Origin of the sequence: Pseudomonas sp. GW456-L13 (genome assembly GCF_017350115.1) — a bacterium.
GTDB lineage: Bacteria > Pseudomonadota > Gammaproteobacteria > Pseudomonadales > Pseudomonadaceae > Aquipseudomonas > Aquipseudomonas jessenii.
Genome location: NZ_JACNAS010000002.1, coordinates 1,882,620 through 1,900,754 on the forward strand (window position 1 = coordinate 1,882,620; position 18,135 = coordinate 1,900,754).

Annotated in this window: 12 protein-coding genes and 1 tRNA gene; 10 read left to right on the forward strand and 3 right to left on the reverse strand. The window is 59.1% G+C overall.

Translation table 11 applies throughout. The features are described from left to right. The first annotated feature begins 263 nt into the window (after positions 1–263). The 4 genes from J4D25_RS22770 (at position 264) to J4D25_RS22785 (ending at position 6,514) form a co-directional block, all read left to right on the forward strand. Complete coding sequence (locus J4D25_RS22770) at positions 264–2,186, forward strand: PrkA family serine protein kinase (protein ID WP_057713069.1); 1,923 nt, start codon at positions 264–266, stop codon at positions 2,184–2,186. Positions 2,187–2,390: 204 nt separating this feature from the next. Next, positions 2,391–3,662, forward strand: a complete 1,272-nt coding sequence (locus J4D25_RS22775; RefSeq protein WP_057713068.1) for a YeaH/YhbH family protein — start codon at positions 2,391–2,393, stop codon at positions 3,660–3,662. Continuing rightward, a complete protein-coding gene (locus tag J4D25_RS22780; protein ID WP_057713067.1) occupies positions 3,659–5,221 on the forward strand; it encodes a SpoVR family protein in 1,563 nt (520 codons plus the stop codon). Before J4D25_RS22775 ends, J4D25_RS22780 begins: the two co-directional genes overlap by 4 nt. 63 nt (positions 5,222–5,284) lie before the next feature. Next, positions 5,285–6,514 (forward strand): multifunctional CCA addition/repair protein, encoded by a 1,230-nt coding sequence (locus J4D25_RS22785; protein WP_057713066.1) that lies wholly within the window; start codon positions 5,285–5,287, stop codon positions 6,512–6,514. 81 nt (positions 6,515–6,595) lie between these two features. Here J4D25_RS22785 and folK read toward each other — a convergent pair whose 3' ends face one another. Then, the gene (gene folK, locus J4D25_RS22790) at positions 6,596–7,114 is read right to left on the reverse strand and encodes a 2-amino-4-hydroxy-6-hydroxymethyldihydropteridine diphosphokinase (protein ID WP_057713065.1); all 519 of its coding nucleotides are present in this window, start codon (positions 7,112–7,114) and stop codon (positions 6,596–6,598) included. Further along, positions 7,105–7,461, reverse strand: coding sequence for a dihydroneopterin aldolase (gene folB, locus J4D25_RS22795; RefSeq protein WP_008051601.1), 357 nt, complete (start codon positions 7,459–7,461; stop codon positions 7,105–7,107). Before folB ends, folK begins: the two co-directional genes overlap by 10 nt. Before the next feature lie 74 nt (positions 7,462–7,535). Between folB and plsY the strand changes: the two genes are divergently transcribed. Beyond that, a complete protein-coding gene (gene plsY / locus J4D25_RS22800; protein ID WP_057713064.1) occupies positions 7,536–8,105 on the forward strand; it encodes a glycerol-3-phosphate 1-O-acyltransferase PlsY in 570 nt (189 codons plus the stop codon). Between the two features lie 23 nt (positions 8,106–8,128). Here the strand turns inward: plsY and tsaD are convergent, their stop codons facing one another. Continuing rightward, positions 8,129–9,154: a tRNA (adenosine(37)-N6)-threonylcarbamoyltransferase complex transferase subunit TsaD gene (gene tsaD, locus J4D25_RS22805; protein ID WP_057713063.1), complete on the reverse strand. Its 1,026-nt coding sequence runs from the start codon at positions 9,152–9,154 to the stop codon at positions 8,129–8,131. Positions 9,155–9,353: 199 nt separating this feature from the next. Here tsaD and rpsU point away from each other — a divergent pair, with 199 nt between their 5' ends. The 5 genes from rpsU to J4D25_RS22830 all read left to right on the forward strand — a co-directional run bounded on the left by rpsU (position 9,354) and on the right by J4D25_RS22830 (position 17,894). Continuing rightward, positions 9,354–9,569, forward strand: coding sequence for a 30S ribosomal protein S21 (gene rpsU, locus J4D25_RS22810; protein WP_002551877.1), 216 nt, complete (start codon positions 9,354–9,356; stop codon positions 9,567–9,569). Positions 9,570–10,050: 481 nt separating this feature from the next. Continuing rightward, positions 10,051–12,018, forward strand: coding sequence for a DNA primase (gene dnaG, locus J4D25_RS22815; protein ID WP_008051597.1), 1,968 nt, complete (start codon positions 10,051–10,053; stop codon positions 12,016–12,018). Between the two features lie 67 nt (positions 12,019–12,085). Beyond that, complete coding sequence (gene rpoD, locus J4D25_RS22820) at positions 12,086–13,933, forward strand: RNA polymerase sigma factor RpoD (RefSeq protein ID WP_057713062.1); 1,848 nt, start codon at positions 12,086–12,088, stop codon at positions 13,931–13,933. Between the two features lie 122 nt (positions 13,934–14,055). Next, positions 14,056–17,802: a bifunctional diguanylate cyclase/phosphodiesterase gene (locus J4D25_RS22825; protein ID WP_057713061.1), complete on the forward strand. Its 3,747-nt coding sequence runs from the start codon at positions 14,056–14,058 to the stop codon at positions 17,800–17,802. Positions 17,803–17,817: 15 nt separating this feature from the next. Beyond that, positions 17,818–17,894, forward strand: a tRNA-Ile gene (locus J4D25_RS22830). Positions 17,895–18,135: the final 241 nt, after the last annotated feature.

Sequence of the window (18,135 nt, forward strand, 5' to 3'; positions counted from 1 at the left end):
GGCTAGCGCGGTGGCAGACGAACGGTCTGCCACAACTAATTACGTATCTCGCCTTTACCTCCCGAATTCCCAACTATCCTTAAGCCCAGGCCATCCAAAACAGGGGAGAGCCGGTACACCGGCGCACGGGTCATCGGGAGTAGCTTTCGGAGTAGTCAGCTCCGGGAGAGTTCTGGGGGGTAAACAGCAATCGCCTGTTCGGTTGCTGCCAGCATCGACTGAGTGATCCGGCGTCGGCTCCACGTATCGAGCGAGGTGACGTCATGAGTATCTTTAGCCACTTCCAACAACGCTTCGAGTCCACACGCCAGGAAGAACTCTCTCTGCAAGAGTATCTTGAGCTGTGCAAACAGGACCGCAGCGCCTACGCCTCCGCCGCCGAGCGTCTATTGCTGGCCATCGGTGAACCGGAACTGCTCGACACCTCGACCAACTCGAGACTGTCGCGCATCTTCTCCAACAAGGTCATCCGCCGCTATCCGGCCTTTGAAGACTTCCACGGGATGGAAGAATGCATCGACCAGATCGTGTCGTATTTCCGCCATGCCGCTCAGGGCCTGGAAGAGAAGAAACAGATCCTGTACCTGCTCGGCCCTGTCGGTGGCGGTAAATCGTCCCTGGCCGAGAAGCTCAAGCAACTGATAGAAAAAGTGCCCTTCTATGCAATCAAGGGCTCGCCGGTTTTCGAGTCGCCCCTGGGTCTTTTCAACGCCACCGAAGATGGCGCGATCCTCGAGGAAGACTTTGGCATTCCACGGCGCTACCTCAACACCATCATGTCGCCATGGGCGACCAAACGCCTGGCCGAATTCGGTGGCGACATCAGTCAGTTCCGCGTGGTCAAACTCTACCCGTCGATCCTCAACCAGGTCGCTGTGGCCAAGACCGAACCTGGCGACGAAAACAACCAGGACATCTCGGCGCTGGTGGGCAAGGTCGATATCCGCAAACTGGAGGAGTTCCCGCAAAACGACGCCGACGCCTACAGCTACTCGGGCGCCCTGTGCCGGGCCAACCAGGGCCTGATGGAATTCGTCGAAATGTTCAAGGCACCGATCAAGGTGCTGCACCCACTGCTGACCGCCACCCAGGAAGGCAACTACAACAGTACCGAAGGCCTCGGCGCGATTCCGTTCACCGGGATCCTGCTGGCGCACTCCAACGAATCGGAGTGGCACACCTTCCGCAACAACAAGAACAACGAAGCCTTCATCGACCGGATCTACATCGTCAAAGTGCCGTACTGCCTGCGGGTCAGTGACGAAGTGAAGATCTACGACAAGCTGCTGTTCAACAGTTCGCTGGCCAAGGCCCATTGCGCGCCGGATACCCTGAAGATGCTGGCCCAGTTCACCGTGCTCTCGCGCCTCAAGGAGCCGGAAAACTCCAACATCTACTCGAAGATGCGCGTGTACGACGGCGAGAACCTCAAGGACACCGATCCGAAAGCCAAGTCGATCCAGGAATACCGCGACAATGCGGGCGTCGACGAAGGCATGAACGGTCTGTCGACCCGCTTCGCGTTCAAGATCCTGTCGAAAGTGTTCAACTTCGACCCGCACGAAATTGCCGCCAACCCGGTGCACCTGCTCTACGTGCTTGAACAACAGATCGAGCAGGAACAGTTCCAGGCCGAGACCCGCGAACGCTATCTGCGCTTCCTCAAGGAGTACCTGGCACCGCGCTACATCGAATTCATCGGCAAGGAGATCCAGACCGCCTACCTCGAGTCCTACAGCGAGTACGGCCAGAACATCTTCGATCGTTATGTGCTGTACGCCGACTTCTGGATCCAGGACCAGGAATACCGCGACCCGGAAACCGGCGAGATCCTCAACCGCGTAGCGTTGAACGAAGAACTGGAGAAAATCGAAAAACCGGCCGGCATCAGCAATCCGAAGGATTTCCGCAACGAAATCGTCAACTTCGTACTGCGCGCCCGGGCCAACAACAACGGCAAGAACCCGACCTGGCTCAGCTACGAAAAACTGCGGGTGGTCATCGAGAAGAAAATGTTCTCCAACACCGAGGACCTGCTGCCGGTCATCAGCTTCAATGCCAAGGCCAGCAAAGAGGACCAACAGAAACACAACGACTTCGTCACACGGATGGTCGAGCGGGGCTACACCGACAAACAGGTACGACTGCTGTCCGAGTGGTACCTGCGGGTCAGAAAATCACAGTAACCCGCTGCCGGTCAGACCGGTTGTCGTCAGCCAGAGGCCTGTGTACGCGTTTTCTGTTACACAGACCTCTGGAAGGTGTTCGAAAGTCGGTAGCGAGGTACAGGCAGCATCCAAAAGCGCTTGGGGGAGCGTGAACATCCCTTGGCACCGGTCCGATGCTGCATAACCGCTCGCCCCTTTCAGGACAGCTTCTAAGGAGCAGTCATGAGCTATGTGATCGACCGACGTCTCAATGGCAAGAACAAGAGCACGGTGAACCGCCAGCGTTTTCTGCGGCGCTACCGTGATCACATCAAGAAGGCTGTCGAAGAGGCGGTCAGCCGGCGCTCCATTACCGATATGGAACACGGCGAACAAATCAGCATTCCCGGCCGCGACATCGACGAGCCGGTGCTTCATCACGGTCGCGGTGGCAAGCAGACGGTCGTGCACCCGGGCAACAAGGAGTTCACCAGCGGCGAACATATCGCCCGGCCACCGGGAGGCGGTGGCGGTCGAGGCCCCGGCAAGGCGGGCAATTCCGGCGAGGGGATGGACGAATTCGTCTTCCAGATTACCCAGGAAGAGTTCCTCGAGTTCATGTTCGAGGACCTCGAGCTGCCCAACCTGGTCAAACGCAACCTGACCGGCACCGACACCTTCAAGACCGTGCGCGCCGGGATCAGCAACGAGGGCAACCCGTCGCGGATCAACATCATCCGCACCCTGCGCTCAGCCCACGCCCGGCGCATCGCCCTGTCCGGCAGCAGCCGCGCAAAACTGCGTGAAGCCAAGGAAGAACTTCTGCGACTCAAGCAAGAAGAACCGGACAACTTCGGCGATATCCAGGAAATCGAAGCAGAAATCGAAAAACTCAGCGCACGCATTCACCGTATACCGTTTCTCGACACCTTCGACCTCAAGTACAACCTGCTCATCAAACAGCCCAACCCCAGTTCCAAGGCCGTGATGTTCTGCCTGATGGACGTGTCCGGCTCGATGACCCAGGCGACCAAGGACATCGCCAAGCGCTTCTTCATTCTGCTGTACCTGTTTCTCAAACGTAACTACGACAAGATCGACGTCGTGTTCATCCGCCACCACACCAGCGCCCGCGAAGTGGATGAAGAGGAGTTTTTCTACTCCCGGGAAACCGGCGGCACCATCGTCTCCAGCGCCTTGAAACTGATGCAGGAGATCATGGCCGAGCGTTATCCGAGCAACGAGTGGAACATCTACGCCGCCCAGGCCTCAGACGGTGACAACTGGAACGACGACTCTCCGATCTGCCGCGACATCCTGATCAACCAGATCATGCCATTCGTGCAGTACTACACTTACGTTGAGATCACCCCGCGCGAACACCAGGCCCTGTGGTTCGAGTACGAGCGCATCGCCGAAGCCTTTTCCGATACATTTGCCCAGCAACAACTGGTCTCGGCCGGGGATATCTATCCGGTCTTCCGTGAACTCTTCCAGCGCAGGTTAGTGACATGACCGCCAAAGAGCAGAAACGCCAACCCATTTCCACCGGCTCCGAATGGACGTTCGAGCTGATCCAGGCCTACGACCGCGAAATCAGTCGTATTGCGGCCGGTTACGCACTCGATACGTATCCCAACCAGATCGAAGTGATCACCGCCGAACAGATGATGGACGCCTACGCCTCGGTCGGTATGCCGCTGGGTTATCACCACTGGTCCTATGGCAAGCACTTCCTCAGCACCGAAAAGTCCTACACCCGCGGCCAGATGGGGCTGGCGTACGAGATCGTGATCAACTCCGACCCATGCATCGCCTACCTGATGGAAGAAAACACCATCTGCATGCAGGCGCTGGTGGTGGCCCATGCCTGCTACGGGCACAACAGCTTTTTCAAAGGCAATTACCTGTTCCGCACCTGGACTGACGCCAGTTCGATCATCGATTACCTGGTGTTTGCCAAGCAGTACATCATGCAGTGCGAAGAACGCCACGGTATCGACGCGGTCGAGGATCTGCTCGACTCCTGCCATGCGCTGATGAACTATGGTGTCGATCGTTACAAACGCCCTTATCCGATCTCCGCGGAGGAAGAACGTCGCCGGCAAAAGGACCGGGAAGAGCATTTACAGAAACAGATCAACGATCTGTGGCGCACCATTCCCAAGGGCGCGGACAAGTACAGCGACAAGGACAACGCACGCTTCCCCGCCGAACCCCAGGAAAACATCCTGTACTTCATCGAAAAACATGCGCCGCTGCTGGAGCCATGGCAGCGGGAAATCGTGCGTATCGTGCGCAAGATCGCCCAGTATTTTTATCCACAGCGTCAGACCCAGGTCATGAACGAGGGTTGGGCCACGTTCTGGCACTACACACTGATGAACGACCTGTACGACGAAGGCCTGGTCACCGACGGCTTCATGATGGAGTTCCTGACGTCCCACACCAGCGTGGTATTCCAGCCTGGCTTCGATAGCCCCTACTACAGTGGCATCAACCCCTACGCCCTGGGGTTTGCCATGTACCGCGACATCCGCCGCATGTGCGAAGAGCCTACGGAAGAAGATCGCCGCTGGTTCCCTGACATTGCCGGTACCGACTGGCTGGCAGCCATCAAGTTCGCCATGAGCAGCTTCAAGGATGAGAGCTTCATCCTGCAGTACCTGTCGCCCAAGGTGATCCGCGACCTGAAGCTGTTCAGCATTCTCGATGACGACCAGAAGGACGACCTGCTGGTGCCCGCCATTCACGACGAAGGTGGCTACCGCATCATCAGGGAAACCCTCGCGGCACAGTACAACCTGGGCAATCGCGAGCCCAACGTGCAGATCTACAGCATCGACCGTCGAGGTGACCGCTCCCTGACCCTGCGTCACCAGCAGCACGACCGCAAACCGCTGGGGGACTCGACCGAAGAAGTGCTCAAACACCTGCACCGCCTCTGGGGCTTCGACATTCACCTGGAAACCCTGCAAGGCGATCAGGTCATGAAAACCCACCATGTGCCGCCCAGAAGCGAGCACAGCGAAGGTGATTACGGCCGCCTGGACCTGGCCGTCATCCATCTTTGATCCGGTTTGTGCCTCCGAAAGCTCGATGCAACGGTTATCCTGTCGAGCTAACGGAGGTTTTTTATGCGTATTTATAAAGTCGGCGGTGCGGTACGTGATCGCCTGCTGGGCAAACCGGTTACCGATATCGACTGGGTTGTGGTCGGCGCTACCACCGAAGAAATGCTCGCCAAGGGCTTTCGCCCGGTGGGCGCGGACTTCCCGGTGTTCCTTCACCCCAAAAGCGGTGAGGAATACGCCCTCGCCCGCACCGAGCGCAAAAGCGGACGCGGTTACGGCGGGTTCACTTTTCACGCCAGCCCTGAAGTCACCCTCGAAGAAGACCTGATCCGCCGCGACCTGACCATCAATGCCATGGCCGAGGACGATCAGCAGAACCTGACCGACCCGTACCACGGCCAGCGCGATCTTGAAGCGCGCCTGCTTCGCCATGTTTCCCCGGCATTTGCCGAAGATCCACTCCGGGTCCTGCGTGTTGCCCGCTTCGCAGCGCGCTACGCGACGCTGGGTTTTACCGTTGCCCCGGAAACCCTGGCGCTGATGCACCAACTCAGCGAGTCAGGTGAACTTGAAGCGCTGACCCCTGAGCGCAGCTGGAAGGAAATTTCCCGCGCCCTGTTGGAGGATCAACCACAGGTATTTGTTGAGGTTCTGCGCGCATGCGGCGCACTCAAGGTTCTGATGCCCGAGGTCGACGCGCTGTTTGGCATACCGCAACCACCCGCCCATCACCCGGAAATCGATACAGGCGCACATACCCTGAGCGTGTTGCAGCAAGCCGCACTACACAAACAACCACTCACCGTGCGCTGGGCGTGCCTGCTGCACGACCTGGGCAAGGGACTGACGCCAGAGGATGAATGGCCGCGACACATTGCCCACGAGTTCAAGGGCCTGAAGCTGATCAAAGCGGTCAATGAACGCTTCAAGGTGCCGAGGGACTGCCAGGAACTGGCGCTGCTGGTGGGCGAGTACCACACCCATGGGCATCGCGCCCTTGAGCTGAAGCCATCGACATTGCTGGAATTATTGCAAAGCTTCGACATTTACCGTCGGCCACAGCGGTTCGAGGAGTTCATCGCCGCATGCGAGATGGATGCGCGTGGGCGCAAAGGGCTGGAAGAAAGAAGTTACCCACAGGCGGATTACTTGCGCGGCGCTGCAACTGCGGCGCGTAGCGTGGCGGTTCAGCCGTTGCTGGAGAAAGGCTTCAAGGGGCCGGAGCTGGGGGAGGAGATCAAGCGCGAGCGGCTAAAAGCCTTGAAAGCCTACAAAGAGGCCGCGTCGACCTGAAAAGCTTCGCGAGCAGGCTCGCTCCCACAGGCTTACGCCACCCCTGTAGGAACGAGCCTGCTCGCGAAGACGTCAGTTAGGTCACAACAAATCTGAAGGTGTCAGCTGTTCACCGCACCATTCGAACGCTACTGGCGCCAACACCTGATCGATCTGCGCTTCAGCCCACAAAGTCGCAAAACTCTTGCCTGCGCCCGGGTGCACGCGATCCGGCGCTATCAACGACAACGGCCACAGAACGAACGCATTTTTCAGAATTTCTGCCCGCGGCAAGATCAAGCCATCGAAATTGCCCACCAGGTCACCGAACAACAATACGTCGATATCCAGCGGCAAACCTCGGCGATCCGGTGCGTAACGACCGTTATCCGCCTCAATGAACTTCAATCGACGATCAAGTTCCATCAGCGGCAGATCGGTATACGCCGACACCACGAAATTGAAGAACGGCCCGCTCTTGATGCCCACCGGCTGGCTTTCGAACACCGCCGAACAGCGGATATCGACAAGGAATGCCGCCAGAGCATCGAGTCCCGCCCGCAAATGGGTTTCACGCTCGATATTGCTACCGAGCCCGAGGTACACCTGAGTCAGCGACATCCGCGCTCGATCTCCACGCCCACACCGCCGGTGGCAGCCGGGACGGCCCCGGGCTTGGTCAACTTAAGGCGCATCCAGGTGATCTTGAATTCGCTCATCAGCACTTCAACCAGGCGCTCGGCAAAGGTTTCCACCAACTGGAATTGCGCCTGCTCGGCAAACGCCTGGATGCGCGAGGAAACACTGGCGTAGTCGAGCGCCAGGGTCAGGTCATCACCGGCTGCGGCCGGGCGATTATCCCAGGCGAAGCTCAGGTCAAGACGCAAGCACTGTCGGATGCCTCGCTCCCAGTCGTAGGCACCAATCACCGTGTCGACTTCCAGGCCCTCGATAAACACTCTGTCCAAGCACTTCTCTCCGCTACACGACAAGGGCGCAATGCGCCGTTAGAATCAGGGCTTCCTCGCCCGGAATAGTTAGCATGTTTTGGTTATTGGCGATCCTCGCCTACCTGCTCGGCTCTCTGTCCTTTGCCATTTTGCTCAGCCGCATGACCGGTAACCCCGATCCGCGAATGAGTGGCTCGGGCAATGCCGGTGCCACCAACATGTTGCGCCTGGCCGGCAAGAAGCTCGCCATCCTGACCTTGCTCGGGGACCTTTGCAAAGGCCTGCTGCCGGTACTGATTGCGCGCCTTGCGGGTCTTTCGCAGCAGGAACAGGCCTGGATCGGCGTCTATGCCGTCATCGGCCATCTGTTTCCGTTGTACTTTCGCTTTCGCGGCGGCAAGGGCGTCGCCACCGCTGCCGGCATGTTGCTGGGACTGTACCCGCCCGCTGCCCTTCTGGCGGTCTGCACCTGGCTCTTGACGTTCTACCTGACCCGTACCAGCTCCCTGGCCGCCCTCATCGCCACACCGCTGACCTTGCCGTTGCTGGCCTGGCAAGAACCGGCCGCCCTGCTGCCCATGAGCACGCTCACCGGGCTGATCGTCTGGCGACATCGCGGCAATCTACGCGACCTGTTTGCCGGGCGCGAACGGCATTTCTAGCCGCCGGACATGAGCACCGCTCATCACAATGCGGTCAACTGCTCCATCGGCCAACGCGCCTGCACGCTGATCGCCAGGCTTTCCTGCTGACCGGCCTGCAAGCGCTGGCAGCCGGCAAAGGCAATCATCGCGCCGTTATCGGTGCAAAACTGCGCACGGGCATAAAATACATCGCCCTTCATGTCGCCGAGCATTTTCTCCAGGGAAGTGCGCAACGCCTTGTTGGCACTGACGCCCCCGGCAATCACCAGGCGCTTCATGCCAGCGGCCTTCAGGGCACGCTTGCACTTGATGGTCAAAGTCTCCACCACGGCCTGCTGGAATGCCAGCGCGATGTCGCAACGGGCTTGCTCTCCGTCGTCCCCGGCGTTGACGCACTGTTGCCAGGTGTTCAGCGCAAAGGTTTTCAGGCCACTGAAGCTGAAATCCAGGCCCGGACGGTCGCACATCGGCCGCGGGAAGACGAAACGCCCTGCAACGCCTTGTTCTGCAAGGCGAGCGATCTCCGGTCCGCCCGGATAATTGAGCCCCATCATCTTGGCCGTCTTGTCGAAGGCCTCGCCGGCGGCGTCATCCAGGGTCTCGCCCAGAAGCGTGTACTGACCGATTCCGTCGACCTGAACCAGTTGCGTGTGACCACCCGACACCAACAAAGCGACGAACGGAAATTCCGGCGGTTGCGACTCCAGCATCGGCGCCAGCAAATGGCCTTCCATGTGATGCACGCCAAGGGCCGGAATACCCCAGGCAAAGGCCAGCGCCTGAGCACAGGAAGCCCCTACCAGCAAGGCACCCACCAGGCCAGGACCCGCGGTGTAGGCGATCGCATCGATCTCGGTCGGCACGCAGTCGGCCTCGGCCAACACCTGACGAATCAAGGGCAGCATGCGTTTGACGTGATCGCGTGAAGCCAGCTCCGGCACCACGCCACCATAGGCACGGTGCAGGTCGATCTGACTGAACAACGCGTCGGCCAGCAGGCCGCGTTCACTGTCATATAATGCGACACCAGTTTCGTCGCAGGAGGTTTCTAATCCCAGTACTAGCATGGGTTTGCGCCTTGTTTAGGCTGAATTCGAAGGCGCGCATAATAGTCGTCGCGTGATGCCCCGACCAGCGGTTTTCGATCAGAGGCTTTGCATTCCGAGCGATGAGGGGTTAACATCCGCAACCCTTAAAAACCGACGTCTTCAAGTGCTCTTTTGCCGCGAGGATGTTGACCCCGGTAATGAATGAAGGTAGCTCTGGATGCCAGCCGTCAAAGTAAAAGAGAACGAACCCTTCGACGTAGCTCTGCGTCGTTTCAAGCGCTCCTGCGAAAAAGCCGGTGTACTGGCTGAAGTTCGTAGCCGCGAATTTTACGAGAAGCCAACTTCTGAGCGTAAGCGCAAAGCAGCAGCCGCTGTTAAGCGTCACGCCAAGAAAGTTCAGCGCGAACAGCGCCGCGCCGTTCGTCTGTACTAATACACAGACGATCGTAGCAAGCTTCTGCCAAGCCCGGCCCTCAGCCGGGCTTATGGCATTTGCGTAAAACGCTTGATGCTTCACTGTCAAAGCCGCAGACGCGACCGAGACAAATCTGCTTCACCGCGTCAGACCTGGCTCTTTTGCCAGCGGTGCACGTCTTTTCTGACGAGCCTTTCAAGGCTACTGACGAGCACACCCACTGATTCCTCTCACGACGATCAGCCCAAGGCACCTGCTTGCGTGCCAGATGATGAGCTATCCGGGGCCTGTGATTGGCCACAGCGGATTCAGCGCAACACATTCAAACAGTCGAATACTGATTGGCATTAACGTCAGTGGATTTTCGGCAGATACACTTCCCGACAGCGATTACGCAGACGACACTGGTCGAGCCGCACACTTTGCGCGCCTCAAACAATGACCGCGTTCGGTCGCCGTACGTTTCGGGTTCCTTTTCAGCGCAGATGACGAGAACGCCATGGCCGGGCTAATTCCCCAGAGCTTCATTGACGACCTTCTGAACCGCACCGACATCGTCGATGTGGTCAGCTCGCGCCTGCAATTGAAAAAGGCCGGCAAAAATCACACTGCCTGCTGCCCATTCCACAAGGAAAAGACTCCGTCGTTCAGCGTCAGCCCCGACAAGCAGTTCTATTACTGCTTCGGCTGCGGCGCCGGCGGCAACGCCCTCGGCTTCATCATGGACCACGACAACCTGGACTTCGTCCAGGCTGTCGAAGAACTGGCCAAAGCCGCCGGCATGGAAATCCCCCGCGAAGAAAGCGGCCGGCCGCACAAACCGCGACAGCCGACCGATTCGCCGCTGTATCCGCTACTGAGCGCCGCTGCCGACTTTTATCGCCAGGCCCTCAAAAGCCACCCATCGCGCAAGGCCGCCGTGGAATACCTGAAAGGTCGCGGGCTGACCGGCGAAATCGCCCGGGACTTCGGCCTGGGCTTTGCTCCGCCTGGCTGGGACAACCTGTTCAAGCATTTGAGCAGCGATACCCTGCAACAAAAAGCCATGATCGATGCCGGCCTGCTGATCGAAAACGCCGAAAGCGGTAAACGCTACGACCGCTTCCGCGACCGCGTGATGTTTCCGATCCGCGACAGTCGCGGGCGCGTCATCGCCTTCGGCGGCCGGGTATTGGGCGACGACAAGCCGAAATACCTGAACTCCCCGGAAACCCCGGTTTTCCATAAAGGCCAGGAACTCTACGGCCTGTATGAAGCGCGCAAGACCAACCGCAACCTCGACGAGATCATCGTCGTCGAGGGCTACATGGACGTCATTGCCCTGGCCCAGCAAGGCCTGCGCAATGCCGTCGCGACCCTGGGCACCGCCACCAGCGAGGAACACCTCAAGCGGCTGTTTCGCGTCGTGCCCAGCGTGCTGTTCTGCTTCGACGGCGACCAGGCCGGCCGCAATGCGGCATGGCGGGCGCTGGAGGCGACACTTTCGAGCCTGCAGGACGGTCGTCGCGCACGCTTTTTGTTCCTGCCCGAAGGCGAGGACCCGGACACTCTGGTCCGCTCCGAAGGCACCGACGCCTTTCGCGCACGGATCAACCAGCACGCGCAGCCACTGGCCGATTACTTCTTCCAGCAACTGACGGAAGAAGCCGACCCGCGCTCGCTTGAGGGCAAGGCCCATATGGCCACCCTCGCCGCGCCGTTGATCGACAAAGTCCCGGGCGCCAACCTGCGCACCCTGATGCGTCAGCGCCTGAGCGAAATCACCGGCCTGAGCGGTGAAGCGGTCAGTCAGCTGGCACAAAGCGCCCCGCAAGAAGCACCGCCGGCCTACGACCCGGGCATCGATTACGACGCGATGCCCGATTACAGCGACTATCATCAGCCGCAGGCACAGGAAATGTATGTGCCGCAGCAGGAATGGACGCCGAAGAAACCCGGTGCAGGAGGCAAGAAATGGGACAAGAAACCGTGGGACAAGAATGGCAAACGGGGCGGTGATCGTGATCAACCCCGCGCGCCACGGGTGCCCGCCGCCGTAGAACCGCCAACCCTCGCCGCCTTGCGCACGTTGCTGCATCACCCGCAACTGGCCGAAAAAGTCGAGGATGCCGGGCACTTCGCCGCCGAGGATCACACCAACACGCAATTGCTGGTGGCGCTGCTCGAAGCTGTACAGAAGAATCCCAAGCTAAACTCAATTCAACTGATTGCGCGTTGGCACGGCACAGAACAAGGCCGCTTGCTCAAGGCCTTGGCGGAAAAGGAATGGCTGATTGATGGAGATAACCTTGAACAACAGTTTTTCGACACCATTACTAGCTTGTCAGCCCGCCAACGCGAGCGAAACCTGGAACAACTTCTGCGAAAAGCGCGTCAAAGCGAATTGACCAGCGAAGAGAAAAATCAACTGCGCGACCTCTTGAGTCGCAATGTTTCCGCATCAAACCCGACCTCAACTGGCGCGTGAGGTCATAGCTCAGGTATAATCCTCGGCTTGTTTTTTGCCCGCCAAGACCTTCAGTGGATAGGGTGTTATGTCCGGAAAAGCGCAACAGCAGTCTCGTATCAAAGAGTTGATCACACTTGGTCGTGAGCAGGGCTACCTGACTTACGCGGAGGTCAACGACCACCTGCCGGAGGATATTTCAGATCCGGAACAGGTGGAAGACATCATCCGCATGATCAATGACATGGGGATCAACGTATTCGAGGTTGCGCCAGATAAGGATTCCCTTATGCTGGCCGACGCCGATACCGACGAAGCCGCAGCCGAAGAGGCCGCTGCAGCGTTGGCTGCGGTCGAGACCGACATTGGTCGCACTACCGACCCGGTGCGCATGTACATGCGCGAAATGGGTACGGTTGAGCTCCTCACGCGTGAAGGCGAAATCGAAATCGCCAAGCGTATTGAAGAGGGCATCCGTGAGGTGATGAGCGCAATCGCGCACTTCCCTGGCACGGTTGATCATATTCTCTCCGAGTACACCCGCGTCACCACCGAAGGTGGTCGCCTGTCCGACGTTCTGAGCGGTTATATCGACCCGGACGACGGCATCGCGCCGCCTGCGGCAGAAGTGCCGCCGCCGATTGACGCGAAAGCCGTCAAGGCGGATGACGATTCCGACGACGAAGAGGGTGAAGCCTCCGATGACGAGGAAGAAGCCGAAAGCGGTCCGGATCCGATCATCGCTGCACAGCGTTTTGGCGCTGTGGCCGATCAGATGGAAATCACCCGCAAGGCGCTGAAAAAGCACGGTCGCAACAACAAGGCAGCGATTGCCGAGCTGTTGGCCCTGGCCGAGCTGTTCATGCCGATCAAACTGGTGCCGAAGCAATTCGAAGGCCTGGTCGAGCGTGTTCGCAGTGCCCTGGATCGCCTGCGTCAGCAAGAGCGCGCAATCATGCAGCTCTGCGTTCGTGATGCGCGCATGCCGCGTGCCGACTTCCTGCGCCAGTTCCCGGGCAACGAAGTCGACGAAAGCTGGAGTGATGCCCTGGCCAAAGGCAAAGGCAAATACGCTGAAGCCATTGGTCGTCTGCAGCCGGACATCATCCGTTGCCAGCAGAAGCTGACCGCGCTGGAAACCGAAACCGGTTTGACCATCGCCGAGATCAAGGACATCAACCGTCGCATGTCGATCGGTGAGGCCAAGGCCCGCCGCGCGAAGAAAGAGATGGTTGAAGCCAACTTGCGTCTGGTGATCTCCATCGCCAAGAAGTACACCAACCGTGGCCTGCAATTCCTCGATCTGATCCAGGAAGGCAACATCGGCTTGATGAAAGCGGTAGACAAGTTCGAATACCGTCGCGGCTACAAATTCTCGACTTATGCCACCTGGTGGATCCGTCAGGCGATCACTCGCTCGATCGCCGACCAGGCCCGCACCATCCGTATTCCGGTGCACATGATCGAGACGATCAACAAGCTCAACCGCATTTCCCGCCAGATGTTGCAGGAAATGGGTCGCGAACCGACCCCGGAAGAGCTGGGCGAACGCATGGAAATGCCTGAGGACAAGATCCGCAAGGTATTGAAGATCGCTAAAGAGCCGATCTCCATGGAAACCCCGATCGGTGATGACGAAGACTCCCATCTGGGCGACTTCATCGAAGACTCGACCATGCAGTCGCCAATCGATGTTGCAACCGTTGAGAGCCTTAAAGAAGCGACTCGCGAAGTACTGTCCGGCCTCACTGCCCGTGAAGCCAAGGTATTGCGCATGCGTTTCGGTATCGACATGAATACCGACCACACCCTTGAGGAGGTTGGTAAGCAGTTCGACGTGACCCGTGAGCGGATTCGTCAGATCGAAGCCAAGGCGCTGCGCAAGCTGCGCCACCCGACGAGAAGCGAGCATCTGCGCTCCTTCCTCGACGAGTGATCACAGAACCCCCGGCCCAGGCCGGGGGTTTTGCTTTGTACAGATTAAATCCCCCTGCTTCCCCCCTCCGCCCTGTAGCCGTCTACACTCGAAACATTCCCCCGAGCCATAACGAGACCGTTATGCCCAGACTGCCGACCGTGCTTTTTTTGCTGTCGCTGATGACCTGGACCGCAACGGCTGGCGCGCTGACTCTCACTGACGAAGAACGTAGCTGGCTGGCGGCTCACCCGGAATTGCGCCTGGGTGTCGATGCGTCATGGCCGCCCTTCGAGTTTCGTGACGATGAGGGCCGCTACCAGGGCCTTGCCGCGGATTACATTGAGGTCATCCGCAAAAGGCTGGCAACCCGGCTCACGCCCATCGAGCCGGTGAGCTGGACCGCCGTCCTGGAACAGGCTAAGAAGGGCAAGCTGGACCTGCTGCCGGGAATCATGTCGACCCCGGAACGCCAGAATTACCTGTCGTTCACCCGCCCCTATCTGGATTTTCCGATTGTCATCCTGGCCCATGTCGGGGGTCCTCAACCACATAACCTGAAAGACCTGTACGGCCTGAAAATCGCCGTGGTGGAAAACTACGCCCCCCACGAACTGCTGCGCACCCACCATCCCGACTTGAACCTTGTGGCGATGCCCAACGTCAGTTCGGCGCTGCAGGCGCTGGCCATCGACGAAGTAGACGCAGTGGTAGGCGATCTGGCTTCCAGCGTCTGGAGCCTGCGCCAACTCAAGCTCGATGGGTTGTATGTCAGCGGTGAAACACCCTATCGCTATCAACTGGCCATGGGTGTACCCCGCAACAACAAAATGCTGGTCGGCATTCTCGACAAAGTCCTGGCGGACATGAGCCCGGCTGAAATCAGCGCCATTCAGGAGCATTGGGTCGGTAACGTCCTCGATCATCGAACTTTCTGGAGTGACTTGCTGGTGTACGGCCTGCCCGGATTGCTGCTGCTGACTACCGTGCTGGCGGTGGTTATCCGCATCAACCGCCGCTTGAGCTCGGAAATCGCCCGCCGGGTCGACCTTGAACAGGAACTGCGCAGCAGCGAATACCACTATCGCGGCCTGGTGGAGAGCCTGTCGGCCATCGCCTGGGAAGCAAAAGTCACGGACTTCACCTACAGCTATGTATCGCCCCACGCCGAAGACCTTCTCGGTTATCCCCTGTCCCATTGGCTGATTCCAGGCTTCTGGCGCAACATCATTCACCCCGCCGACCTGACCCGAGCCCAGACCTTCTGCGATCACGAAGTACTGGCCGGGCGCGATCACCGCCTCGATTACCGGGTGATCACCGCCGACGGCCGCTGCCTGTGGGTGCGAGATATCGTCAGCCTGATCGAGCACGGGCATGAGCCGGTGCTGCGCGGCTTGATGATCGATATCACCGACGCCAAGCGCACTGAAGAAGCACTGCGCCTGTCGGAACAGAAATTTGCCTCCGTGTTCCAGCAATGTCCGGACATTCTGGTGATCGCGCGCCTGAGCGACGGTTGCCTGCTGGAGGTCAACGATGCGTTCGAGGAGCAAATCGGCCTCAAGGCCGAGGACGTCATTGGCCAGACCGCCACCAACCTGAACATCTGGGGGATTCCCGGTGTCGGGCCGGGCCTGCTGCAACGCTTGCAGGCCGGCAGCATCCGCAACCTGGAAATGCCCTTTCGCCGCAGCAACGGCCATGTGTTTACCGGCCTGATCTCCGCCGAGCCGTTCGACCTCGACATGACACCGGCGCTGGTGGTCGTGGTGCGGGACATCACCCAACTCAAGGAAACCCAGCAACAGCTGCAAACATCCGAAGAAAAGTTCGCCAAGGCCTTCCACGCCTCCCCCGACGGTTTGCTGCTGTCACGGCAAAGCGATGGCTTGCTGTTGGAGGTCAACGACGGTTTTAGCCGCATCACCGGGTTCAACAGCGCCATGTCGGTGGATCGTTCGGCGCTGGACCTGGGGATCTGGGTCAACCTCAATGAACGCAAGCAAATGCTCGATCTGCTGCGCCGCGATGGCTTTGTCCGCGACTTCAGCTGCCATATCCGCCGCAGCGACGGGCAGATCCGACTCTGTGAAGTATCCAGCCGTCCACTGCCGATTGGCGATGACGACTGCATGCTGACCATCGCCCGGGACATCACCGAGCGGCACCTGATGCAGGAAAAACTGCAACAGGCCGCCACCGTGTTCGAAAGCACCGCCGAAGGCGTGTTGATCACCGATACCCAACAGCACATCAGCGCGGTCAACCGTGCTTTCACCGAAATCACCGGTTACAGCGAAAACGAAGCCCTGGGCCACACGCCACGCCTGCTCGCCTCGGGCCTGCATGACAGCGCGTTCTACGCGGCCATGTGGCATCAATTGACCGCCGAAGGCCACTGGCAAGGCGAGATTTCCAACCGACGCAAGAATGGCGAGCTGTATCCAAGCTGGCTGACCATCAGTGCCGTGCGCAACCGGGAGAACTTCATCACCCACTTTGTCGCGGTGTTCGCCGACATTTCCAGCCTCAAGCACGCCCAGGCCAAACTCGACTACCAGGCACACCACGACCCGCTGACCGGCCTGCCGAACCGTACGCTGTTCGAAAGCCGCCTGCTGACGGCGCTCAACAGCCAGCAGGAAAACGGCGGCCAGGGCGCGGTGCTGTTCCTCGACCTCGACCGCTTCAAACACATCAACGACAGCCTCGGCCACCCGGTCGGCGACCTGCTGCTCAAAGGCATTGCCGTGCGCCTCAAGGAGCAGTTGCGTGACATCGATACCGTGGCGCGCCTGGGGGGTGACGAATTCATTATCCTGCTGCCGGGCCTGCAACAATCCAGCGATGCCGACCACATCGCCACCAAACTGCTCAACTGTTTCGCCGCGCCGTTCCAGGCCGGTGAACACGAGTTTTTCATCAGCGCCAGCATCGGCACCAGCCTCTATCCGAAGGATGGCTGCGACGTTGCCACACTGATCAAGAACGCCGACGCCGCGATGTACCGCTCCAAGGCCAAGGGCCGCAACCGTGTCGAAAGCTACACCCGCGACCTAACCGCCCAGGCCAGCGAACGCGTGGCGCTGGAACACGAACTGCGCCGTGCCATCGAGCGCAACGAGTTGCGCCTGTGCTACCAACCGAAAATCAGCCTCGAAGACTACAGCCTGGTCGGCGCCGAAGCCCTGATCCGCTGGCACCATCCGACCTTTGGCGACGTGCCGCGGGAACACTTCATCCCGCTGGCCGAAGAAAACGGCATGATCCTGCAAATCGGCGACTGGGTCCTGGAAACCGCCTGCCGGCAGATGGCCGAATGGCACCGGCTGTACGAAAATCCCGGCCCGCTGTCGGTCAACCTGGCCGGCGCCCAACTGCGCCAACCCAACTTGCTGGGCCGCATCGAACAGTTGCTCAAGGACAACGGTCTCAACCCCGGTTTCCTGCAACTGGAAATCACCGAAAACTTCATCATGAGCCAGGCAGAGGAAGCGCTGGCGGTATTGCATCAACTCAAACAACTGGGCGTGCAACTGGCCATCGATGACTTCGGCACCGGCTACTCGTCCTTGAGTTACCTCAAGCGCCTGCCGCTGGACATCCTCAAGATCGACCAGTCCTTCGTCCGCGGCCTGCCGGACGATCCCCACGACGCGGCGATCGTCCGCGCCATCATCGCCCTCGGACGCAGCATGCAGTTCACCGTGATTGCCGAAGGAGTCGAGACCCACGCGCAACAGCAATTCCTCGCCGCCGAAGGCTGTGAACAAATCCAGGGCTACATCGTCAGCCTGCCCCTACCCCCCGACGAATTTGCCGCAACGTTTCTTCGTACAGCAGTAAAGGCTTTTTCGGATAGCACAGTCGCAAAACCGTCGCTATAATCCGCGACCTACTGAGGGCCTATAGCTCAGTTGGTTAGAGCAGAGGACTCATAATCCTTTGGTCCACGGTTCAAGTCCGTGTGGGCCCACCAATAGAATCAACAGATTAGGCCAACCCCTGCGGTTGGCCTTTTCTGTTTCTGGTTTCTTTGTAAGCACTTTGTAAGCATCCAGAGTGAAAATCCCATCTCAAAGACCTAGTCAGATGGTCTTGTACGACCATTCACGACTTCTCGACGAACACATTTTGTCGGCAAATATTGCCCATAGCAGCGAACGGGTGGCGCTCCTGCCTTTAGCGCTCCCCGGTACCCCCTCTCATCGCCGCACCGA